Raw genomic sequence first — 25,554 nt, 5'->3', positions numbered from 1 at the left:
ATCATGGGATAAATACGACCTCTTCGCTTAGTTCACTTTCCGTTCCCTGCATATTGATCGTCGTTACATAATAGTAGTATGTAATACCTTTTTTAATCTCATTATCAAAATACTCCAAAGCCTCTCCTTCAAGCTTTGTTAGCAAAGCAGGCGGTGTCTCTCCACTGCTTCTATAGATATGATATCCTGCCATTGGCGCGTAACTACCGTCCCATTGCAAAATAACCCCATCTCCTTCATCAGCCACATATAAACGCAGTTTAGCCGGAGCTAAGGGCTTCTCGGGTATCTTTTCAACACGCATCGGGGTACTCAACGCACTATAGGTGTTTGACCCGACAACCAACCGTACAGCATATTCATAGCTGCCTGCCGTACTCAATGTATCTACATACTCATTCAGTTGCACCACGGCTATAGGCTCATCTGGAAATACACTATCCGTAGCCCCCTTTCTAAAAACCTCATAACGATCTATCCCGGCAATTCTCTGCTCCATATCCATCCAAGTAATGGACAGCTGCTCTTTATCCTGCCAGATATATCGCAATTGATAAGGGCTTTCGAGTTTTGTTTTCACATTAGGTGGTATAGACAGATTGACTACTTCTGAAAGCGGACTCAATGACTGTGTGTATGACACCGCTGTTACAGCATAATACCCCTGCACATCTCCGATCGTAACAGAAGTATCACGATAGGTAAATCGGACACTATCTTTTTCAATGGGAATAAAATCACTAATCTGCCTTAGCGCACCATCACTATCAAAACTTCTGTAGATATAAAAACCCGCGACATTCGTTGTATCCACATGTTGCCAGCTCAATGTTGGAAAATCCGATTCCATGTATACGCTGACCTGTGTCGGTGGCAAGAGATTGACAATACCCGTGTATAGTCCCGAAACACGTGCCGTAGGAAAGGAAACTGTAGATTCACCTTGCATAACAAGCTGATAATAGTAATTCTTACCACCTCTGACATCTTGATCCACATATACTGTATCCGTAACAGGTAATGTTGCCAACAGTGTAAAATCACTGTCATAGTTATCACTGCGATAGAGCAAGATATTCTGCAAGGCATAGCGCTGTTCAAGCGGCTCCCAATAAATTTTAATTCCCCTGTCAACCGCAGCAGTCCTTACATTAAATCCACGGGTAACGTTACGCATTCCGCCCACCTGTAAAGAGACCGTATCCGAAGAAGTTCCGACATTTCCATACAAATCTTTACCTTGTATATAATAATCATAGCGCAATGTTTGTAAAGCTGTAGTATCCTGAATAAAATAAATAATAGAATCACCTTGTTCTGTTGTGTTCATCCCTCTTGTGCTGTACACTTGCTTAAACTCTGTATCCGTCCCCCTTTCTTTACGAAAAACCTCAAAAAGAGGGGCTGCATCTGTTGCGTGAGAGCGAAATCGCAAAATAGGAAAAGCTTCTCCCGGGTCAATCTCCACTGTTTCCATAGCTGCAAACTCCGTTTTAGGAAGTGTATATAGCAACTGCCCTTCATAACCGTCTTGCTCTGTCTGAATTTGGTAAGTATACTGTTTTCCCAACACTGCTGTCGTATCCAGAAAGCCCAGACCAAACCCAATACTGATCTGCGGAATGTCCAAACTTAGGAACTGTGGTTGCTTCACCGGATCCTGCCAAGCTTCCCACAGTAAGATGGCTAAGCTATCCTTAAAGACGCCAGATTCAGGGAATAAATAAAGATGATCCTTCACCCGTTTCTGCACATCAATATCGGATTGCGCGGGATATACCCGCAATACCGGGCTGAATTCCGTTTCTCTTTCCATTTTCCTCAATACCCAATAACCTTGCTTAGCGAACGTAATATCCTTTACGTCCACATATACACCATTAGGTGTACCCACCATACGTACCTTACCTTCCTGCGCCCATAGCACTTCCCCTATCAGTACTAAGCATAGTATCCATATTATCTGTTTCATAGTCGTCTATTAATAATCAAAATCAGGATCTTTACTACACGAGCCGCTGCCTCGGCTAAACTTAAAGTCCACACCTTCTTTCGCACAGCTTGAACCGGCACACAAGGTCAATTGCCCCATAACCGAGACATTGATACCCTTCTCAATAAAAGCACACCAGACACGCGCAGCAATCGCTGCGGAAAAACAACCTGTTGCGCTAATAGACGGTTTTCCACCTGTATTCTTAAATGTAGCCTTAACGCCTACTTCTGCATCTACACTACCGCTTACGCCACATACACCTCCCAATACTGCCATTCGGGCGTAAGCATGGGCAAACAACATCGCACCAATCCCAACTTCTTGCTCTTGTTTGTTAAAGCTACCATATACCCTTGCATCAAATCCGGCACCAAAACCAACTTCAAAATCTGCCACAACAAAATTAACTCCAAAACGTGTTTCAGGAATAATGTCTTTCCGACCTGTAAACAAGAAACCACGGAAACCATTTTGTTTAAATACTTTTGGCAGCTTCTTCACATAGGACATACTGGTGAATTTTGCTTCCATCTGTGGCGTAACCGTATTGTAGTTACCAATACCGATACCTACAGCCAGAGGGAATATCAGCGGAACGGCCGGCACATTAAGATCTGCTCCGGCGAAGAAGTACCATCCCTCGCGTTCAAACAGCATCTCCATCTCCACCTTATTCAGAATAACCGCTCCAGCCACTAATTTCGGCATACTTAGCGCTCCAAACACGCGTCCTGTCTTGAAATCAAAGTCAAATTTAGCTCCACTAAAACCGCCGCCATTCTGCGCCAGACCATCAGCAAGATTGTCCACCGGCAATTCTTCCTGGAGAGCCTTCACCGCCTGCATGGCCACTTGTTTGGTTTTCTGCTTAGCTGCATCGACAATATCAATCCCTACTGCTCCTTTCAGCACGCCATTCAGTTGCAGGAATCCACCAATAGGATTACCATCGATTATGGTATTAACGGCATTCATTCCTTCTCCGGCCAACCGCATTTTTGCCGCAAGCGCATCGTAATATTGCTTGCCTGTCTCTCCTAATTTAAGTATCTCATTATAGGTATCATTTGCACTTTTTAAGCTGTTTTCGATAAATTCACGGCTCTTACGGACGGTTTCGTCCTTCAAGACTTCATCTAAGAGTTCTGCTGCAAATTCCTCCCCTTTCTTCCGATATTCACCAATGACGACTTCGGCCTGTTTCTTCACTGCGTCTGCTGCTTGTGAGATCACTTCCTCGGCATATTCCTTCGCCTCCTCAGCGACTTGATTTGCGACCTGCTTCGCCGCACTCTGAACACCCGATGTTACCATACTGACCAGATTAGCCTTCAGCGATGCGTCTGACCCCGGAATCTGTATCTCACCTGCTATACCCAAGCCGCGACCGCCAAAAAGTTGCGCATCAGCACCGGATATGCTTTTGAACTTTGTGCCTCCATCACCAATAAAAGAAAACTCCAACGGCGCAATAGATAACCTCGGTGTCCCACTATCCGTAGCATAGTAACTAATGGAGCCGTTGATCGCATCCATCAGTTTCGGCAGGTGCAGGTTAATCGTACCGTTCATGACCAAACCTTCTTCCTTACTAAAGAAAGAACCCGGCGTAAACGACATCTGGCTTTGGATAGTAATCGGTTTCGCATTTTGGCTAAAACCAAAGACCTCCTCATTATTACTCAAAACGGACACATAGCCAATCATGATCTTATCCCCCGCTCTGGTCATTCCCGGCAATTTCTCTATACTTGCTGCCGTACCCTTATCGTTCCTCAACGTGAACTTAAAGTGCCCTTTTCCCGGTATGTTCCCCACATCCGGATCATAAGCAAACACCACCTCTGTTCCTTTCTCCAAGGTTAACGGAAGGTTTGCCCGTCCTCCAACAGTAAGATTTTGTTTGGAAACATCCGTTTCATCGAATACCAACTCATTTGTCTCTGACAAGATGGACAATTTCTTCAGGTTAAGGTCTGTCTTGCCAGTCAGGATTTTATTATTCCGCAGAACAATACCCCCTGAATTAGGCGCCAACGACCAGGACTCACTCATAACTGTCCATTGCTCCAACTTGAACTCTAAAGGTCCATCGCCTTTCACAGGCAGCAACTTATCTTTTGTAATAATCGCCTCCCCTGCATTTAAAGCTAGGGAAATGCCGCCTTGAATTTTTGGTTTTAAGGTCAGGAACAGATGAATACTATCGTTTTGAACAAAGGATTCCCTTTCTCCGGATATACCGCTCTCGCCATCAAAACCCAGGTATTTGAACGTTATCGCTTTCCCTTGGTCTTTTGTAATGGCGTATTTGTGCCCAACCTCGGCTGTAGCGCCTGATTGAAAAGCTTCTATTTCTTGTTTATTGGAACCGCTATGCGCGTATTTTCCCAAGTAGAAATCCTGGCCACTGATTGTCATATAGCTCGTCGGAAAATTAAACGAGTTATCAATCAAACGAACCTTACCACGAATTGTACCGGCGGTATCAGTATTCCCCTTGCTCAGCTGTATATACTCCGCATGGCCCTCCAATTTTGCATGGAAAGATTTGAATGCTGAAATCCGCACATTCTTTTCTACCAGATTGACTCTCTCCTCTACGGGAACAGCTTTCGGCACTTTATTGGCATTAACGGCAGCCGACTTACCCACCTGAACATCTTTAAAGCTCAAAGCGAACTCCTGCCCATCCAATTGTTTTCCTTTGAAATCCGCATTTTCAGGAATATTAATTAAATCTCCTGAGATCAGATAACCCTCATCCCTCGCCTGCAGTTTCTTGATACGCACATCAAAACCGTACAAACGACTGATGTCTATGTCTTTAATCTCATTGATTGCAAAATTAACCACTTGCGATTCCTGCTGGATGGTGATTTTCCTACTTACACCTACAAAAGTTCTATTAGGTTCATTATAGCTTGCCGACACTTGTATTTGTGGGTTCTTCTGTGCCACCTTGGCGGCAGCTCCTCTTTGTAGTTGTGGTACACGTACGGGGCGAGGTTCGGGTATCAATAAAGTATAATTACCGTTTGCATCAGTAATGGCTTGACTTTCTGAATTAGCTCCTGTGCCCTGCTCTAAATAGACCACAGCACCTTCAACAGGTTGATTATCATCAGCAAAGGAGACCTTACCTTTCAATACATTGGCCCGATCCACAGTAACGTTTACAGTTTTGACTTTCTGGTTGTCTACACTGGTCACGTTATTGAGGCTGGTCGGCATAAAAGCGATTTTTTCGACACCAATTGTTTGTCTATCAGCGACATTATCCGCTTTACCCGATTTCTCCGCTTTTGATTTCGGCAACTGCACATCATCATTGGTAACATAGATATTAAAGTTTGACGTGGAGTTATTAACAAATTCAAACAAAACTTCTCCATTTCCGTTGGTTCGCTTAAAGTCATCCCCCCCACCTTCAATATATACTTTTGCATTTGGTATACGTGCGCCATCTCGTGTTTTTACCACGACATTAATCTTATGTTTGCGTCGTGTCAACTTGAAATCACCAAGATTAGCTTTAGGTTCCTTCGCATGCACTGCTGCCGTCAATGGCATATAGGCAGGATCGTAAGGTAGGATCATGATAGAATCCGGCTTTGTCGGTAAGTCGATAACAAACCGCTGATAAGGGTAATGTAGCATCAATTGCCATTGGTTCAGGTTCAACAGGTCGGTGGATGCCTGAGAAGAAAAACCGGAAGTGGCAGACGCGGTATTGCTGGATTTTGCACTACCGCTATACAGCACCTGCACATCTTCTCCATACTTGCTATTCGACAATACAGCGGCTTCCACGATGTTAACCCCCAAATCCTTCTTATCCGCTACCGTCACCGTAGTTGTTACCTTGCCTTGCGGATTTTTGGTAGCCGTAATCTTACTACCGCTATTTCCTATGTTGATAGCTTTCCCGGTGTTCACACTTCGATTCACTGTCGCCTGAAAATTGGTTTGAGCCAACTGCCCCGCAACGATATTGAGCGACGAGTTGAACGCGACTTCTTTTTGTAAGGCTCCTTCCGTATCAACCCATCGCCCGTTCACTTTCAATTTGACACGTGCCGTGACCGGTTCGCCTGTTTCTGCATCCATCACATAGCCAAATGCACCTCTGCCCAATGGATTAAGCGCAAAATTCCGAACAATCTGCTTACCGGACAGTCCCGGTTCTAAAACACCAATGTTATCTGTTTGCGGCTCATATCCCGGCGCAGCGATACTGATCTCATTCTTTTTAGACGTTGTAACCGTACCACTATTTATTGCATCCGGATTAAAAGAACCTATTCGTTTCTCTAAATTCGGAAAAGAATAGTATCCATTCTCATCAGTAGTGGCCCATTCTTCAAACAGAAAATCATAATTATTGTTATGATAGGATTTTCCATTCAGTGCAACACGTGCTTTCACCTTGACACCTTTTATTCCCAAGGTCGTGTAACTATCCGTTACACGGCCACGGATGAGTGTAGATTTTGGCACCAGCCGGAATAAGTACTGCTGCACCTCTTCTGGATTCAGGTCTTTATTGAACAAAATATCCGGCGTACGAGATTCAGGCTCAATACCTCGAACATCGTCTTTTACATAACGATTGGCACGGGCACTCTGCAGCAAGAAGTAATCCTGATGGAAGGAAACATCATTCTCTCGTCCACGCGCATCAGCCTCCAAAAGATATTTTAATGATTTTTGACCGCTCATATAGGACAGGCGCACCACATCTTTAAACTCTATGATACCGCGATCATCACTAAGTTGTCCTTCGCGCATCAACAAGTGTGAATATAAGCTATGGAGAACTGTTTGCTGGGCAGCCTGTACTACCACCCCGCTGCTCAGCAACGTTCCCGAATAATTAGCGCCTATATTAGCCGTATAGGATAAGAGGGTTAATCCTTTACCTGTACTTGATGAGCCACCTGCAGGAGCGGATGGCGCTGCCGTATTGTTATAACCTGAATTTGGTGCTGACGTATTGACATTTGCCTTCATGTTCTTATCCAGTCCCGGAATTGTAGGCAAATATTGCTGGTTTTGAAATCCATCATCAAAATACAGATTGACAGGCACATTGGCAAAAGGTTTTGCTGTCTGCGGATCGGTTTCCCGATCGACCCGACTTACCTGAACCCGGATATGATGTGTTTTTACAAAAGAAGTATACGTTCCTGCATCTTTACTCTCCCAGGGCTGCACGACAATCGCTTCATCCGGCACACAATAATAAGGCACATCCGGCACAAGTCGATACACCCGGCGGATCTCTACGTTCATAGATGAGCTTAAATCGCCATAACCTGTGCCATATACGCCATCCATATACTGACCAGTGGGATCGGCATTCGGGAAGTCAAACTCAAAGTTCCCGTCTTGATCTGTCATAACCGTCTGTACGACCTTGTAATTGTCTTCCGCCGCTTTCCCTCCAACATCAAGAAAAGAGCCCTGTATAGCCGTCTCCACCTTGGCGGTACTCAAAAAGTTTTGGTAACCAAAATTAATCAATTGTCTATTCACCGATGCATAGTAGCTACCACCAGTCGTGTATCCCAAATTACTTACACCTAATGCAGTTGTCGATTTTTCCCTATAATCATAGAATACCACCAGCTTCAACGGCATATTGGCATAAGCCTGTGCCGGTATTCCCGGTTTATTCTTATAAGCATACTTTAAAGTACCTGTCAGTTTCGTTCTCGGCGGCGTATGCAATTCTTTTTCCAACGTCAGGTACGCCGTTTCCGGTTGTTTGTCATAACGGTAATCTGCCCACTTGTCTTTCGTATACGCCCCCTGAGTTACACCGGTGCCAAATACAGATGTGCCTTTAGCCGTAACCGTCAGAGCAGGCTGATTAGCAGCCGACACCTGTTTTGTCGTGCTTGTTGTATTGATTGCCATATTCACACCTTTCACATTTGCTGTTGTGCTGATCTTAGGGGTGGCGGACAGGCTGTTCTTCACCGCATTCACCACAGTTGCATTTGTGGTATATTGAACAGCCTGGATATTATTCAGCTTTACGTTCTTGTCTGTAGCAGAAGTCGAAAGACCATTCGAGATGTCCTTAAACGAGGTTTCCCTCAACACGACAGCTCCATCCATCAGCACGATCTTATAATTATAAGGATCCGATGGCAAGTTCTTAAACAACGAATTAAACGTTACATAAGCCTCGTTGGCATTTTTCTTGTCATTAAGTATAGGTGTCTTCCTTTCCGCAATCAATACCTTGCCATCCTTTATAGCCTTTTCGTATAGTTCATCTGAAAGAATATCACCTTCATATTTCGGTATGCCGTAGTGTGCTTCTTCTTTGTATTGCTGCTCTCTATAAATCCGAACAGTCGCATTCTCTACATAATCCCCTTTTAGGTTATTAAACACTTCGCGCACATTCACTTTGAGCGAATAAGCATTCGCGTCTAAAGTAATCTGCCTCAAGTCTCTTTCTCCACCCGGAGTAAAGTTATAGAGCTCCGAGCTGGCTTTAAAATGCGGATTAAGCACCGCTATCTTATAGAATACGCCAACCTTACCTTTCAGGTTTTCTACATATCGATTTAACAGACGATTGGAACTACCACCGCCATGAACCAGATTTTGATCCCATTTATCTGTTGGAATAACTCCCGCACTATCTAATGCTGTAAAAAAGCAAGGTAACTCAAAATTGCCATCTGCATCGGTGGTCACGTACTGCCCGCCAAATACTTCTTCGTTATTGAAGAAGGAAGCAGCACTTCCACTGAGTTCCTTCGGTTGTGTCAATCCATTAGGATCATCTGAAACCGTTGCATAAACCTTACTTAGGTATACACGTTCATTTGCTATCGGATAAACCTGTCCCGTTAGGTCATCTTTGAATTGATATACCAACCTACCTTTTATCTTTGTGGTATCGCGGTGTATCTTGGCATCAAATAAGAAATCAACCAGATTACTCCGGCCTTCATTTTCAAAAAGAGCTTGCTGATTGGGGTCTTTAGCGATGACTTCGACTTGATAGTTTTCATTGCGCTCAAGCAGCGGCATCTTCGTAAAGTCATAGATTAGCTCACTTGCCCCGATGACTTTATGCGAATAAAAAGGTAACGACTGAATGGATTTATTTTTTCCTCCGGCTTGATCCCCGTGATAGAAATTAACGGTGTATTCTGTTTGTGCAGGTGCTTCAGCTATGGGATTCCACTGTACCGCAAACTGTTGTTGCCCGCTGAAAGTACCTTGATGTTCCGGAGAAATAATCAGCGGAGCTTTCAACAGGTTGCCCATATACGTAAAAGACATCACCTCGCTAATCCCGCGGTTGCGGAAATTAGACATCCCCGTAGGGTCTACCGCTTGCACAACCATTGCGTATTTTCTACCCGGGATCAGCGCCGGGTACTGTGGCCCATAGAGCAGCATATTGCTGTTCAAGGTTTCTTCGTAGTGTGCACGCGTAGACTGTATGGCATCGTTCGGATTACGTGGCGTAACCATCTCCACAATCTTAAGCTTATACTGTATAAATGGAGAAGAACCCGGAGGAGTTGTCCAAGTGATGGGAAGTGCCTGCACGCCCTTAGTATCTACCTTTTGTTCATTATAAGGCGTCAGTATACGTGGTGGCTCTAGGTCCGTTATCCGAATTGTGGTACAACCTGTTTGCTCAGGGCTCAGGGGTTGCAGGGTCTGATATTGCAGTGCTCGGATACAGAGCGTATAACTTCCTTCCAGCAGTCCCAATCCCCTTGTCATATCTGCACGGCTGATACCGGTATAGTCTATTTTATTCACATCAAACAGAAAAGCAATATCATTACCATTGAGGTTAATGGTCTGCCCCGGCTGGATGACGATAGGGCTTGGACTCCGATAGCCCGGTTTTACCCAAGCAGCAATACCGTTATCACCGGTAATCCTTGCCGTCAGTTGCACCTGTACTTCCGAGGTGGAAGTATTCGTTAGCGTCACCACCATCAAATGAGGCTGCGAGGCATAATCCGTAACCCTGCTGAGATATGGAGGAACAACATGTGCATTAATCTGCACTTGCGCTTGTGCACAAACAACAGTAAGCAGTGTCCACAAAAGGCACAAAGCAAATCGTATAGTAGACAAATAGGTTCTCATAATCCAAAATTCAATTGATAGGCAATCTCTCCTCGGGTTTCGGAGAAGGATGGGTTCACACCCGTCACTGCACTGCCTGGGTTATTGTTCGTAAAATAAACCATCGCACGAATGGACTGTAGCTTATTGATAGCATAGCTAACATTAAGCGATCCATTGAAAATATTACTCTTCGTATCATTGGACTTACCCAACATATAGCTGAGGTTAGTTCCAGCAGAAATTTTATTGTTCGGCAAAAGATAGTTCCCTCCAATGGTAACGCCTTGATAGCTGTTCGTAACCGCTGCACTTTTGAGATTCGTATAGCTTAAGCTACCATTGAATGACATCCGTCTTTTGGGTAGTGACAGGGTATAATTCAAAAGGTATTGTCCATTCCGTATATCCCTGCTGGGAATGTCGGGATTATTATCAAAGTAGCTGTTATAATCGTTCATATTGCTGAAATTTGCTGACAGCAAGAACATCTGTATCTTTTCAGGACTGCTGATGGTGAAACGCGGCATGATGCCCAAAGTCCGTGTGGTTTGTACGATTTTAAGGGAATCTGCAAATCTTAAAGTGTTCGGTCGTTGGTTATTGGAGAAATTACTGAAATTGACGTCCACACCTAAATTTTTGGTCAACTCTGCCGAAGCGCTACCCGAGGCAATAACCCTTTTAGAAGTGGATTCCTTTTGCAGACGGACATTGTCCTGCTCAATACCGACACTGGCATTTATCCGAAATTTACCCGAAGGATGATTATAGTTCGGGCTAATCGTCAGGTTTTCAATATCGTTGGTAAAATAATAGGCTCCCATGGAGGTAAAGCCCGGTTCGATCCGTCTATAGTTTGCTTTGATTCCGTAATTTCTTGCCTGATAACCCAAGCCCGCATTAAAGGCCAAAAACCATTCGGAAGTACCGTTGATGTCCAGAAAATCGCTGAGCCTGCGTAAAGTTTTATCAGGAATCGAATCCAGTGTAAGCGTAGAATTCAAATCGCGCGTCAACAGACTTATTGCTCCATCACTTTCTATAAAAAACTGCTGAAACAGCGTAAATTTACCTCCATAGCTTAAAACCGAGTTGCCTGCCGGTTTTACCCTATCCTCAAAGCCCAATATGCCACTTGGCAAGCTCGTACTATCATCTTTTGCCCGGAGGAAACTCAAATCCAAAAAACGATCGGCAGTACCATATCCTAATTTAACAGCCAGCCCTTTTCGCGTAAAGGCAAAAGGCACCAATGACATGCTGGCCGTATCGATAACAGTCGCCCGATTCAACCGACCATACATCACACCAAACCTTAATTTTCCCGGATTCAGTTCTATTCCTCCACCAAGCATGGTATGACCGGCCAGGGTATACGGAGAAAATGTCACATTGCGATAACCTCCATGCAGTGTTATCCATTTATAAGTTGGGCTAAGACCATATTGGTTAAATGGCTGTTGAAAGGAGGTTTGTTTCTTGCTTACGGTGAAATTAAAAGGAATAGTCCAACCATAGATAGAGAGCGTAGGACTTCCACTTAGAAAGTAGTTAAACGGCTCCATGCGGTTAGCAATACCACTCGCTCCATAAAACATACCCCGCAATTCCACGCTACCATTAAAGGCAACCGGGCGTTGTGAGGCAATATTGGTGAAATCCTGGGCTACTAAAAGCCCAGGAATCAAACCTAACCAAACCATTAACCATATATGAACTTTTTTCATAACACATGCGGGTTATCGAAATTATCAACCTAATTCGGGATATTAAATGCTGCTTTCACTTGATTAAAATCCTTAAAATTGACTTTAGCGCTTGCCTGTATACTACCTGGAATGAGGACGTAACGATACACAGCATCATCTACATAAATTTTCGAATTTCTTCTTGCATTAATACTTATACGGCCTGAATATGCTGTATAATAAAAACCAGTTGTGGGAGCACTATCAGATCCTAACTGATCAACAAATATTAAGTCACCACCTTTCATGACACCTCTATAGACTAAAACCTGTCCACGGTGAAGAATCTCATCTTTCAATTGCGGAACATCAATATCAAAGTAGTAACAGTCGTCACAACTTGGTTTAATCCAGTCGCTATAAATTACATTGGCCGTTCCTGCAGGGCCTTGAGGACCGGCAGGACCACGTGGACCAGTAGGACCAGCAGGACCTCTCACGCTGAGAATAGCACTTCCCCATCCACTTGTCGTTTTAGGCCCATATATATTCCCAGTTGCTGTATCCAAATAGAAATCGCCCACAGTTCCGATAGAGCTTGACGGTGCTCCTGCTCCGGCAAGTATTTTAGACCCATCTTTACCTGCGGTACCAGTAGCTCCTGTTGCACCCGTAGCGCCTTTCAAGTTTACAGGCGTTCCCCAGCCCGAGGCTGTCTTAGGACCATAGAAGAGGCCGTTGGTGCGGAAGTAGAAATCGCCATTCTTTCCTAAAGCTGCATCTGGAGCATTTGCTCCACTATAAATACGCGAACCGTCAGCACCTTTTACACCTTTTAGGTTGATCGCCGTACCCCAACCCGAACCTGTTTTAGGTCCATAGAAATCGCCTGTTACCGTATTGAAATAGAAATCACCGTTTCTACCCAGATTCGTTGCCGGAACAACCGTACCACTCAGTATTTTTGAACCTGCAGCTCCGGTAGCCCCCGTGGCTCCAGTTGCACCCGTAGCTCCTTTCAAGTTTACAGGCGTTCCCCAGCCCGAGGCCGTCTTAGGACCATAGAAGAGGCCGTTAGTACGGAAGTAGAAATCGCCGTTCTTTCCTAAAGCTGCATCTGGAGCATTCGCTCCGCTATAAATGCGCGAACCGTCAGCACCTTTTACACCTTTTAGGTTGATCGCCGTACCCCAACCCGAACCTGTTTTAGGACCATAGAAATCGGCTGTTACCGTATTGAAGTAGAAATCACCATTGGCGCCCTGACCCGTTGTCGGAGCAACCGTACCACTCAGTATTTTTGAACCTGCAGCTCCGGTAGCTCCCGTAGCGCCTTTGGCTCCTGTAGCCCCTTTCAAATTGGCAGGTTTTCCCCAACCGGATGATGTCTTTGGCCCATAAAAATCACTATTGGAAGTTCGGAAATAGAAGTCACCTACATTTCCTAAGTTAGAGGTGGGTGCATCTGTACCACTAAATATACGCGATCCATCATCCCCTGCAGCTCCTCTCTCTCCGCGTTCACCACGCTCACCTCTTTCTCCCGGCAGTCCTTGTGGACCAACAGCACCTTCTTTTGTGCACCCTGCTATAAAAATAAACAGGCCTATTCCCATAAGAATTGCCCTAAAAATGTTTTGCGTTTTCATATCGAAATATTTATTTTTTAGTTGTTAGCTTAACTTAGAATCCGCTCATAGAGAGAGTTCACAAAACAAATAGAAAGAATATTTCTTTACGCTTTTTCAAGAATGAGCAAACAGGGATTTTTAATGCGTGAAAGTCTGAATTGGGTGAGGGAATACCGAAAGTTTATAGCATAGCAGGAAGCAACATGGTTACTTTTACTGTATAACCGTCTTCCTCTGGTTGATTATCGATGGTAAAGAAAGCACGTTGGCTTGCTAACTGACCGTTCAGCATATTTAGCCGATGTTCGACCCCTTTTAGTCCGAAGGATGTGGTCTTAAAAGGAGAGGAATCCGAGACCGAAGTCGAATCAAACCCGACACCATTATCCAATATATCGATGACAATAGAATCTTCCTGCTCAGTAACACGTATCAGTATCTTTCCCGCGTCTTGCAGATGCCGGATACCGTGATGAACAGCATTCTCAACAATAGGCTGGATAATCATAGAAGGGATTTTTACGCTTTGCTTTTCCAGTTTTTCATCCACCTGAATCTCGAAACTGAATTTATGGTCGAAGCGCTCCTGTTCTAATTGCAGATAGAGCTTGACCAACTGCAATTCTGACACGATGGATACTAAAGCAAATTGCGAATTTTCCAAGACAATACGGCTTAATGCGGCAAACTTATGGATCAATTTGCTTGCGCTACGGGCATCATTCTCCACGACATAAGCCTCAATGGAATTCAGTATATTAAAAATGAAATGCGGATTCATCTGCGAACGAATAGCCTTTAGTTCGCTTTCATACAGCTGTTGCTTAAATTCCGATTCTATTTTCTCCTGTTTTTCCCTTTCCAATATTTGTGCCTGCTCTTTTATCTGTTTCTCGTTGGCTTCCAGTTCCTGCTGTAGCGTCACGGTGAATGCCCTTTGCAACTCGTTCACTTGTTTCTGTTGCTTGATGCGATAGGCCTGAAAAAGAAAGATAACCAAAAAACATATCCCTGCAACCATAAACTTGAACCATAAGCTCTGGTACCAGTTTGTTTTCACATATACAGGTATACCCAGCACCTTTTCAGACCAGTTGCCGTCCAGATCACCAACCTTCAGATAAAAGGTATACTTCCCTCCGGCTACATTGGTATAAATCGCCTGTTGGAGATCATCGGCTATTACCCAATCTTCATCTACCCCATCCAAACGATAAGCATATCGCAGGTGATTATGTTTTACAAGTGCAGGTGTAGAAAATGTAAATGAGAACGTATTCTCTTTTGCGTTCAGCCGAATGGCATCCTGCAAAAGGCGGTAGGTATGGTCCTTATTCAATACTTTAAAGGCACTAATTAAGGGAGAGAAAGCGGAAATATCCGTATTATATACATCTTTCATTTCCCCCTTTATCAATCCTTTATCTGTTAGCCAAATAATATTTTGGTCATCAAAATAGAAATTAGACACACGAAACCGTTCCGGCGGGAACACGCCATCACCCGTGCGCAGTTGTGAAAAAGTGCGCTGCTCGGGATGAAAAATCATGACCCCATCGGGTGTTTGCATCCAGATGCGATTCTTATCGTCAGCCTTTAATGCATAGGCATATACCCATGGGAATTGGTTATTGTCCCTATCCTGCCGAAAGGTAACCGAGTCTGAAGAGAAATCAATCAGCCCTATCCCACTCTGCCCACTGCTGTACCAAAATCTCCCATTGGCATCCAATAGGAAGTTAAAAACTGTATTTGACGCCAGACTGGACGGCAAAGGCGTATGCAGAAAGTGGGTAAATGTTCCCTTTGACTTATCTGTTACCTGAACGGCTCCATACCCATCCATTCCCAGCCAGATATTTCCCGCCTTATCCTTTCCCAAGCTAATAATCTTATGGTCCGGAAGTCCATTTTGTTGGTTAAATCGTTGGATAGTTTTGGTAGGAAAATGATACTTATACAAACCAGAGCTCCACGAACCTATCCAAAGCACAGGTTCATTATCAATTGTATCGGGTAAAACAGTATTGCAGTCTGCTTTTCCCAGACCAAAGATCTCCCCTACTACGGATAAAGGTTTTATCGAAGATGATGTTGCATCAAAAACATGAATGCCCTTATCATAAGTTGACAAATATATCGTCGACCCTACCACATGTATTCCGCTAACACGCAATCCTTTCAGTGGAATAGCTGACAACCGTTGCTTAAAATCAGACGATAATTGTCCGATTTCCTGCGCCGTAACATACCATAGTTGCCCCTCTATTTTAAAAATTTTTTCAATAGGCTTTTCTGTATCTGGAATATATTCCTGTAGTCGGTTAAATCTGTGAGAATAATAAAATAACCCATTTGCTGTACACAGATAATAACCTTCACGAACCATGTGGATGCTGTGTATAGCTGTCTGGACAGGTTCTTCTGGCGAGATTTCATCCCAGCCGATAATATCCAATGTTTTGGATGGAATATGGTAGCTATAAAGTCCTTCCGTGCGATGTGTAGCTATTAATTGCTGTTGTTCCGCATCATAGGCCATATCATCAATATGATTTTCATAAAGCTCTTGGTTGACTTCCATCCCCAAGATACGTTTATCGACAATCGTTCGGTTTTTCGGGTCAATCCGCACCATGTCGTGATCATAATAGGAAGCATATACTTCATCATTGACAAAGCATAATGCTGAACTTCCATTTTCCCCTGTATTTCCCAAATCATACGAGGTAATTTCCCTATTCTTCGGATTGTAGGAATAAATACCGCCATATCGCGTGCCAATCCAAAGTCTCCCATAACGGTCTTCCCGAATACGGTATATGGTTTCGTGTCTATTTTTATCGCCGAGCTTTATCACCTGCGTTTTATCGCTCTTTGGATCCAAGACCTGTAGATCCGTTTCCTGTCCGCCAAAATAGACCAGTCCCGAAGAAGCTACGTGCACTGCATACAATTCGTGCTTTTGCAGAGCCGTTTGTCCATTGGCAACCTGCACATCATAAGCCTTAACGGCCTGTTCTAATGGCTGTGTCCTGTCAAAGCACAACAGACCTTGATTATACGTGGTTATCCAGATCTTCAAACCATTATTGGACAGGCTTAGTTGTCCCAGATCTGTAGAAAACAGTTGCTCTCCGCTATTGAAATTGATCGAAAAGAAATGTGTGCCATCAAAATAAGCCAGTCCTTTTTTGGTCGTAATCCACAGAAGCCCATCTTTATCTTGTTTGACATCACGGATATTATTACTGGGCAACCCATCTCTCGTAGTAAAATGCAGGTAATTATGGATTTGCTGCTGCGCCGAACATAACGACACACAGGTTATCCAACAAAGTAGAACCCATACCCAATTACCACATCCTGCTCTGCCTATCATCCTATCAATCGCCTAACAATCGCTCCAATAACAAGTTTTTCTTAAGCGCAGAAACCTCAATCTCTGAACCATCTACCAATTCCAACGTACCCCCCTCGCCTTTCTTATAACGGACGATATAATCGAGATTAACAATTACGCTTCGGTTAACCCGCAAAAAATTGCCCGCCTCCAACACTGTTTCAAACTCTTTCAACGTTTTAGAAACAATAATTTTCATGGCATTCTTTAATTTAAAAACAGAATAGTTGCTCATGGCTTCTACTTTGATAATATCCTCTTTTTTAACGAAGTATATTCCTTCTCCTGTCGGCAGAGCCAATCGATCACTGGTGTTAGGAGCCCGCAGCGGTTCAACGGTATGCCGATTTCTCTTCGCCTCTATCCGTTTATAGAGCTTATTGACCGCACATTCCAATTCCTCAGGATCTACCGGTTTCAGCAAATAATCCAAAGCATCAGCTCGCAATGCATCCAAGGTATACATATTGTAAGCTGTCACAAAGATTACCTCAAAATCAAAATACCCCAATTTTTCGAGGAATTGAAATCCGTTTAAAATCGGCATTTCTACATCCAAAAACAGCACATCGGGTTTCACAGAAGCTATTTCACGTAACGCTTTTTGTGGATCATTATAGACTTTCTCTACGGAGATAAGTGATGAAAAAGGTTTCAACTTATGCTGTAAAAGGGAGCTTCCTTTCACTTCATCATCCAATATAACGGCCTTCATCATAATATCATGCTATACAATTGCTCATATAAAGCTAAATATTCTATTTATAATTTTCATTATAAATGAGCAAGAAGGCTATTTCTGTATGTGAAAGGGGGGAATGAGGGAGGGAACTGTCAGTCTGAGTCCTGCTTTATTTTCCTCTCCCCAACCCTCTCCAAAGGAGAGGGAGCTATATAGCTTGCTACCTATCTAACTGTCAAGGAAACTAATTGGTTTCCCTCTCCTTTGGAGAAAGCCCGTCCCGGCTTTGACGGGAGATTAAAAGGCAGGACTATAACTCGTTTCAAACGAATGACCAGACAGGGCAGACATAGACCTTCAAGATTCTGAAAATCTTGAAGATCTGAATTGTTCGTTACTTCTGAAATTCTGTATCCCCGCATTGCCAAAGCAAAAAGGCATATTCTTTGGCTATTTGGGCAAAATACTCGTCCATGGTGCTGCCGCCGAAGTGCCCGGCGCTATAATCGACATCCAAGAAAACCGGATTTTGCGAACCGTTTTCATTCTGCATTTTTGCGGCAAATTTTGCGGAATTATAACTCGGTACGCGTGGATCGTTAAAGCCTGTTGTAATCAGTTGTGCCGGATATTTTACCCCTTTTTGAATATGTTGGTAAGCATCCATTTCCAGCAATGCCTTAAATTCTTCTTCGATTTCGACTGTACCAAACTCAGGGATGTTGACAGGTCCGCCCGGCGAAAACCCCATTCGCATCATATTTAAAGCGCCCACTTTTGGAATGGCAACTTTATATAAATCGGGGCGTTCGGTAATGGCTCGGCCAATTAAAATTCCTCCGGCACTTGCTCCTGAAATACCAAATTTGTCCGATGAAGTATATTTGTTTTCGATGAGCCATTCTGCACAGGCGTTAAAATCTTTCCAGGTGTTGGGTTTGGTGGTCTTTTTTCCTGCCAGATGCCATTCGTAGCCTTTTTCGCCACCCCCTCTTATATGCGCATAAGCCATGACAACGCCACGATTGAGCAAAGCCAGGTTATTGGCTGCGAAATACGGGGTGTAAGCATTTGCCCCATACGCACCGTAGCCTTCCATAAAAGCGATGTTGCTACCGTCTTTTTTCAATTTGGTCTTGTCGTAAACGATGCTCAACGGCACAAGCGTCCCATCCCAAGACGGTACTTCAACTTCTTCGTAAACAATATTTTCTAAATTAGGATACTTGTATTTTACGTACAAAATTCCGTCAGAAAAGTCCTTGGTCTCTACATCGTAATTGTAATAATTAAACGGCGTCGTCCAACCTCTATTTACCAAAATAACTTCGTTATCTTCTTTTGACCAGCTCCAAGTAGAGATATTCCCTTCTAAAGGAACGTTGATTTCGGAAATTGCACCTGTTTTGTACTCGTACTGATACGTTTTGGTGAGCAATTCATCTTTTGTCTTGTTGAAGAGGAAATAATCTTTGGTTTCTGTAAATGCACTGGGCGAAAGCTGCCATTCATCGTTACCTTCCACAATGGTTGCTGCATTTTTTAAATCAGGATTATCCAACGAAGTTTTGATGATTTTGAATTTCGGGTTTCCTTTCGTGGTCAGGAGGAAAATATCCGTTCCTTTCATAAAACCACCCTGTATCTCATCCTCTTTGGTTGCCAAAGGTTTCCAATCGATGTTTTCTGATTTTAGTTCAGACCTTTTGGCATAGTACAAAGGCGCATTATTATCTACGGTAAATAATCCCAAGAGCATATAAGGCGAACCTCAAAACTCCATAATCACCGGATGAATCTCTGCCGAAATATTCAGTTCGGGATTGTTTTTAGCACTTACCAATACCATATCTTCTTCAACAGGCGTTCCGAGAACGTGCAGCTTGAAAGGGATATTCAAGCGCTGTTCAGGGTCGTGAACATCATAGCCTTTAAGTTGATGATAATGCAGATCTGTGTTGCTCCCTTCGGCAAATCCACCCGTGCTATGCGGAATAACATCGGACAAAAAACTTCCTGTGGCAACATCCAAAATATGAATATCACCGGTTTCAGTTCCCGCTTCGCTCAATACCATTGCGACTTTACTTCCGTCAGCGCTTACACTCGGACTGTAATCGTATGTTTTCCCTTCTACAAAAGCCTGCGGGTCAAAGAGTAAAATTTCTTTGCCATTTTTGCCTTGTCGGTAATACAGTTTTGAAACCTGTTCATCCGGCAGACGTTTCTCGTAGAAATATTTGCCTCCGGCTTTAGCAACAGGCGAATATCTTCCAGATTTCATATTGTCGAACGCTTTCAATTCTTTCATCAAGATGTCCTGACTGGTCCCGCCCATGCGGGAGGCAAGCTCCGCATTGGTATAATCCGCCTGTGCCTTGAACCAAGTTTCCACTTCTGGGTTTTTCAAATCTTCCAACCAACGGTAGGGGTCAGATACTGTGGTTCCGAAATACGTGTCGGATACTTCTACGGTTTTCGAAGCCGGGTAGCGGTATTGGGCAAACGTGATTTGCCCCAAGGTAATCACTGTAAGTAGTACGATTAGTTTTTTCATATCGTTCTGTTTTAAGATTCGTATGGTAACATGACAAGCAACTTGCATATTTCCATAAGACTAATATAGAGACGATTAACTCTATCCACAAACACAAATAGACAAACGATGCTCCTGAAATAAAAAATGGCAGAAAAAACAGCTAACACACGCCCTACGTGCAGGTTATTTGTACTATTTTTTTAACAAAACACACAAAATGTAACAACAACATTGTATTTAACCCTAAAGATCCACACCTCATGCATGAATATAGCTATATCGTCATAGATGATGAAATAGACCTATTAATGATTGATCATATCCCAGGTCAAAAAAATCGGACAACTGTGCCTTTTAGGCTATTTTTGGATATACAAGGGGGGAATGAAGGAGGGAACAGACCAATTGGCCTGTTCCATATTTTTTAGGCGTTATTACCTAACTCAATTATTCGGTCAAATTCTTCGGGTTTCAGTGGCATTACAGAAAGTCGGCCTTGACGAACCAGAGCTATATCCTGCAAAAATTCATCAGCTTTAATCGTCTCCAAAGTAACCGGTGTTTTGAAAGTTTCTACAGGTGCTAAATCCACCGCAACCCATTTCGGATCTTCGGTGGTTGGGTCTTGGTAAAATTCTTTCACAACTTTAGCCACACCAACAACCTCTTTCCCTTCATTGCTATGATAAAACAACACCAAGTCACCTTCTTTCATCGCCTTCAGATTGTTCCTAGCCTGATAATTGCGCACACCGTCCCAAAAGGTTTGTCCATCCTTATTAAACTGCTCCCAGCTATATTTGAATGGTTCTGATTTTACTAAAAAGTAGTTCATCGTTTTTTAAAGTTATCAGTAGTAAGTTGTAAGTAGTAAGTCCTGGTCCAATTTCCAGTTTCCAGTCCTCTAATCTCCAGTTTCCAATACCTCCATCTTATCAGCGAAATGCGCACAATAATCACGTAGATCACCAATTACTTTTTCTGCCATCGGATCTCCCCCTGATGCGCGTAGAAACGAATCACCTAAGGTTTGCAAGGTCTCGTAGAAGAAACGCTTCATTTCATCATAAGGCATATCTTTCGTCCACAAATCTATACGTAAGGAGTTCTTATACTGCGCATCCCACAAAGACAGGAACATCGCTTTAGATGGCATCTCTTCCGATGTTTCACCATCAGTAGATGACCAGTCTATGCTTTCCGGGATGTTCTGCTCATCCAATGTTACATTAAGTTTTATTTCTGCTGTTTTCATATTTTTAAAGTTTGTGGCTTAAAGCTTATTGCCTACAGCCTATTGCTCTAAGCTCTATTTATAAATCATCACGCGTATCACGACCATTAATATCCCCGCAATCAACACAAAACCAATCTGCCCCATCCATAGGCGCTTAAAATCTTTCAGCACGATTCGAAACAGCAAATCACATACAATTAGCAGCACGACCATCAATAAGATAGCCCACCAGGTCATTTGCAACTGATCGTTGCCCCATTCAGAAACGCACCAAGCCAAAAAACAGGCCAACACGATATTTAAGGGTGTCAGTTTCATGCTTAGCGTCTTTTTGTTTTTTTCGAGGTCGGTTTCCGCCCCTTATTGTTTTTCTGTGTTGGTTTCGGGGCATACTTTTTCTCGTGAAACGCTCCTTTAAAGTCTGGATTTTCACGGCGCTTTTGAGCATCTATTTCCCGTGCAATCTCTTGCCGCTCTTCAAAACCGGTTTTCTCGACAAACACATCCTCCGGAACTTCCGCTACAGGAATAGATTGGCGAATAAGCTTTTCAATTTTTTTGAGGTAATATTCCTCTGCCGGATTACAGAAAGTAATCGCATCGCCATTATTAAAAGCACGGCCTGTACGACCTATACGGTGTACATAATCCTCCGTAACTATCGGCACATCAAAGTTGAATACATGGCTGACATTAGACACATCCAGTCCTCGTGCTGCTACATCTGTAGCTACTAAAATCCGGATATTTCCCTCTTTAAAAGCATTGATGGAATTGATACGCGTATTCTGTCCTTTATTGGCATGAATAACACGCACATTCTCTTCGCCATACTTACGTTCGAGAAAGCGAAAAACATTGTCTGCTACAGCCCTTGTTTTGCAAAACACGATCAACCTATTGAAGGACTCATCATCTTTCAAGAGGTGCTGCAATAAATTCAATTTTGTTTTCAGATTAGGCACAAAGTATAACGTTTGTGAGACCGTCTTTGCAGGAGTAGCCTGTTCCGTGACTTCCACCACAGTTGGGAATGCCAAAAAATCACCCGAAATCTTCCGAACCAATTCACTCATAGTCGCTGAAAACAATAGATTCTGACGTTTGCGCGGTACAATTTCTAAAATACGGTGTATTTTGGAAATAAAGCCCATATCCATCATTTTGTCCGCCTCATCCATTACTAGGAATTTCAGTGATTTGGTATGGATGTCGCCTTCCAGATAGAGATCCAAAAACCTACCGGGAGTGGCCACGATGATATCACAGCCCGCTGCTAATTGCTCTTTTTGGGTCTTAGGACCTAGACCACCGTATAGAACCACAGTACGCAGATCTAAATAGGTGGAAAACAAACGAATATTCTCTTCAATTTGCATCGCCAATTCTCTCGTCGGGGAAAGAATCAAAGCCCTTGGGTCATTGCCTTGCGCATATTTCAGCTTCATGAGCATTGGCAATACGAAAGCTGCCGTTTTACCCGTTCCCGTCTGCGCTATACCCATTACATCCTGTCCGGCAAGAATAGGTGTTATTGCTTTCTGCTGTATCTCCGTAGGCGTTTCATAACCCGCTTCTGCTATTGCATTCAGTATCTGTTTATTGAACTTGAAATCTTCAAATGATGCCATTGGACAAAGATAGGGAAAAGCATCCACTTCATGTTGGCATGATTTACATATTGATGAATTTGACAATTGGCTTATTTGCAGATATGCAATAAATAAATCAACTTTGCGTATCACTAAATTAAGGTTGAACATGAAAAAAATATGGATTCTCGTACTACTCACTGTAGTCAGTATGAGCACATTTGCCGATGAAGGCATGTGGTTTTTAATGCATTTGAAACGTCTGAACGAGGCGGATATGCAGAAAAAAGGCTTGCAACTGACAGCCGAAGAAATTTACAGCATCAACAATTCTTCATTGAAGGATGCCATTGTACAATTCAATGGGGGATGTACCGCGGAAATCGTTTCCGGACAGGGACTTGTATTCACAAACCACCACTGCGGTTATGGTGCTATTGCGGAATTGTCCACCCCGGAAAACGACCATCTAACAAATGGCTTTTGGGCAAAATCATTTAGCGAAGAGCTAAAGCCAAAATCACTTTACGTACGTTTTTTCGTACGCATGGACGATGTTTCAAAACGCATTTTGAGCTTGGTCAATGATAACATGAGCGAAAAAGAACGTGAGAAAATCATTAATCAGGAGATTGCAAAAATCGAACAAGAGAACAGCGAAGGTGGAAAATACGTTGTTTCCGTCAAATCTTTTTACAACGGCAATGAGTATTATTATTTTGTGTATCAGGATTACAGCGATGTACGCCTGGTAGGCACACCTCCGAACAGCATCGGTAAATTTGGTGGGGACACGGATAACTGGGAATGGCCAAGACATACCGGGGATTTTTCCGTTTTCCGTGTCTATGGTGACAAAGATGGTAACCCTGCACCTTATTCCACAGAAAATACACCTTTAAAACCTAAACACTTTTTGCCTATCAGCATCAAAGGGTTCCAGGAAGGTGATTTCTCCATGATTTTGGGTTATCCCGGTCGTACAAATCGCTGGATGCCTGCCGCAGGTATCGATCAAAATGTACATTATGCTTATCCAGCTTGGGTAGAAGCTTCTAAAGTTGGTATGGATGCCATGAAAAAACACATGGATAAAGACCAAGCAGTAAAATTAAACTATGCATCAAAATACTCTGGTGTAGCAAACTATTGGAAAAATCGTCAGGGAATGATTGATGCGTTGACGAAACACCGTACTGCGGAAACCAAGCGCAAGCAAGAAGCTAAGTTCCAGAAATGGGCAAACAAGAAAGCTAACCGTGCGCAGTACGGCAATGTATTGGCAGACATCAATACTTATTTTCAAACAACAAACGAGAAGGCATTGCACGACAACTACCTTATCGGCATGATTCGTTCATCACAATACGCGGCTCTTCCTTATAGCATCGGGAATGCTTTAAAACAATATACAGGTGCCAACGAGGCTAAACGCCAAGAAATGAAACCAAACTTGGAAAATGCATTCTCATCTACATTTGAGGATATCCATATTCCGTTGGAGATCGATGTTTTGGCCGCTGAGCTGAACCTGTACGCAAGCAAAGCAGGTAACATAGCACCGTACATTCAGCAACTGGCTACGCAGAACAACAATAATTTCCAAAAGCAGATTGAAGAAGCCTTTGCGAAAAGCATTTTCGCCGATAAGGATAAATTAACAGCTTTCTTACAATCGCCAAGTACGGAGAGCATAGAAAACGATCCCTTATACCTTATCTCCAAATCGTTGATGGACAAGTATCGCGAGCAAAGTCCGGAATTGGAGGCTTTGACCGATCAATACCAAGCAGCTTACCGCAAATACATCGCCGGCGTGTTAGCGTCCAACCCGAAAGGAAAATATTATCCGGATGCTAATTCCACTTTGCGTTTGACATACGGCAGTATCCGCGCTTTACCTGCTGACCCACGCAACGATGCCAAAGTCAACAACTACACCACGTTGAAAGGTACAATCGCAAAATATAAGCCTAACGACGAAGAGTTTGATTTGCCTAAACGCTTAATGGAATTGTACGAATCGAAAGACTTCGGACGCTATGCCGACAAAGCGGGTTATATGCCGGTGAATTTCTTAAGCGATCAGGATATTACAGGCGGTAATTCGGGCTCACCTGTACTTAACGGAAACGGCGAATTGATTGGTTTGGCCTTTGACGGTAATATCGAGGCGATGGCTGGCGATGTGATTTTTGACCCTGTTTTACAGCGTACGATCTCAGTCGATATTCGTTATGTACTTTTCATCATCGACAAATTTGCTGGAGCACAAAACATCATCGATGAACTTAAAATTGTAGATTAAAAACGTCAAAATCAAATTTATTTGCTAATAAAGATACAAAAATTGCACTTTCATTCGTTGTTTTTGTATCTTTATAATAACTTAGGACAGTTAATTAATAGAAACTAAAATTATATCATTAAAAATGGAAAACTACAACAAATTAAAAAGCTTAGTAGCCTCTATCGAAGCTGACGCTGACAAATTCTTCAACAACGGTAATTCAGCAGCTGGTACACGTGTACGTAAAGGCCTACAAGAAATCAAAACTTTAGCGCAAGAAATTCGTAACGAAGTAACAGCTAAGAAAAACGACGGCAAATAGTCTTTTGATTTTTTGCATATAATAAAAATAGCCGTTGTGATATCACAACGGCT

Annotated in this window: 13 protein-coding genes and 1 pseudogene; 2 read left to right on the top strand and 12 right to left on the bottom strand. The window is 43.1% G+C overall.

Going from position 1 to position 25,554, the window contains the following annotated elements:
- Position 1 precedes the first annotated feature (1 nt).
- The 12 genes and pseudogenes from BM375_RS15280 to BM375_RS15225 all read right to left on the bottom strand — a co-directional run bounded on the left by BM375_RS15280 (position 2) and on the right by BM375_RS15225 (position 22,928).
- Positions 2-1,972 carry a fibronectin type III domain-containing protein gene (locus BM375_RS15280; protein ID WP_093367323.1) on the bottom strand — a complete coding sequence of 657 codons (1,971 nt, stop codon included), beginning with the start codon at positions 1,970-1,972 and terminating at the stop codon, positions 2-4.
- Between the two features lie 9 nt (positions 1,973-1,981).
- Positions 1,982-10,135, bottom strand: coding sequence for a carboxypeptidase regulatory-like domain-containing protein (locus tag BM375_RS15275; protein ID WP_093367322.1), 8,154 nt, complete (start codon positions 10,133-10,135; stop codon positions 1,982-1,984).
- A complete protein-coding gene (locus BM375_RS15270) occupies positions 10,132-11,844 on the bottom strand; it encodes a hypothetical protein (protein WP_093367320.1) in 1,713 nt (570 codons plus the stop codon). The genes BM375_RS15275 and BM375_RS15270 overlap by 4 nt, the downstream gene beginning before the upstream one ends.
- 29 nt (positions 11,845-11,873) lie before the next feature.
- Positions 11,874-13,454: a collagen-like domain-containing protein gene (locus BM375_RS15265; protein WP_139227617.1), complete on the bottom strand. Its 1,581-nt coding sequence runs from the start codon at positions 13,452-13,454 to the stop codon at positions 11,874-11,876.
- A 163-nt stretch (positions 13,455-13,617) separates the two neighbouring features.
- Entirely contained in the window at positions 13,618-16,818 is a 3,201-nt protein-coding gene (locus BM375_RS15260; protein ID WP_093367317.1) for a sensor histidine kinase, read from the bottom strand.
- Positions 16,819-16,822: 4 nt separating this feature from the next.
- Positions 16,823-17,557 (bottom strand): LytR/AlgR family response regulator transcription factor, encoded by a 735-nt coding sequence (locus BM375_RS15255; RefSeq protein ID WP_093367316.1) that lies wholly within the window; start codon positions 17,555-17,557, stop codon positions 16,823-16,825.
- 358 nt (positions 17,558-17,915) lie between these two features.
- Positions 17,916-18,620, bottom strand: coding sequence for a prolyl oligopeptidase family serine peptidase (locus BM375_RS17535; RefSeq protein WP_262987268.1), 705 nt, complete (start codon positions 18,618-18,620; stop codon positions 17,916-17,918).
- Between the two features lie 174 nt (positions 18,621-18,794).
- A pseudogene (locus BM375_RS17530) lies at positions 18,795-20,078 on the bottom strand (hypothetical protein); the annotation flags it as partial.
- 406 nt (positions 20,079-20,484) lie between these two features.
- Complete coding sequence (locus BM375_RS15240; RefSeq protein ID WP_093367311.1) at positions 20,485-20,895, bottom strand: EVE domain-containing protein; 411 nt, start codon at positions 20,893-20,895, stop codon at positions 20,485-20,487.
- 69 nt (positions 20,896-20,964) lie between these two features.
- Positions 20,965-21,315 carry a gliding motility protein GldC gene (gene gldC / locus BM375_RS15235; RefSeq protein WP_093367310.1) on the bottom strand — a complete coding sequence of 117 codons (351 nt, stop codon included), beginning with the start codon at positions 21,313-21,315 and terminating at the stop codon, positions 20,965-20,967.
- A gap of 54 nt (positions 21,316-21,369) precedes the next feature.
- Positions 21,370-21,615 (bottom strand): hypothetical protein, encoded by a 246-nt coding sequence (locus tag BM375_RS15230; protein WP_093367308.1) that lies wholly within the window; start codon positions 21,613-21,615, stop codon positions 21,370-21,372.
- 2 nt (positions 21,616-21,617) lie between these two features.
- Positions 21,618-22,928 (bottom strand): DEAD/DEAH box helicase, encoded by a 1,311-nt coding sequence (locus BM375_RS15225; protein WP_093367307.1) that lies wholly within the window; start codon positions 22,926-22,928, stop codon positions 21,618-21,620.
- A gap of 130 nt (positions 22,929-23,058) precedes the next feature.
- Here BM375_RS15225 and BM375_RS15220 point away from each other — a divergent pair, with 130 nt between their 5' ends.
- Both BM375_RS15220 and BM375_RS15215 read left to right on the top strand, forming a co-directional pair.
- Entirely contained in the window at positions 23,059-25,197 is a 2,139-nt protein-coding gene (locus tag BM375_RS15220; protein WP_093367305.1) for a S46 family peptidase, read from the top strand.
- Positions 25,198-25,321: 124 nt separating this feature from the next.
- On the top strand, positions 25,322-25,501 hold the full coding sequence (locus BM375_RS15215; protein ID WP_093367304.1) for a histone H1: 180 nt from the start codon (positions 25,322-25,324) through the stop codon (positions 25,499-25,501).
- Positions 25,502-25,554: the final 53 nt, after the last annotated feature.

Source organism: Sphingobacterium wenxiniae, assembly GCF_900116225.1.
GTDB lineage: Bacteria > Bacteroidota > Bacteroidia > Sphingobacteriales > Sphingobacteriaceae > Sphingobacterium > Sphingobacterium wenxiniae.
The sequence above is the reverse complement of the archived record's forward strand: the minus strand, read 5'-3'. Positions and strand labels throughout refer to the sequence as shown.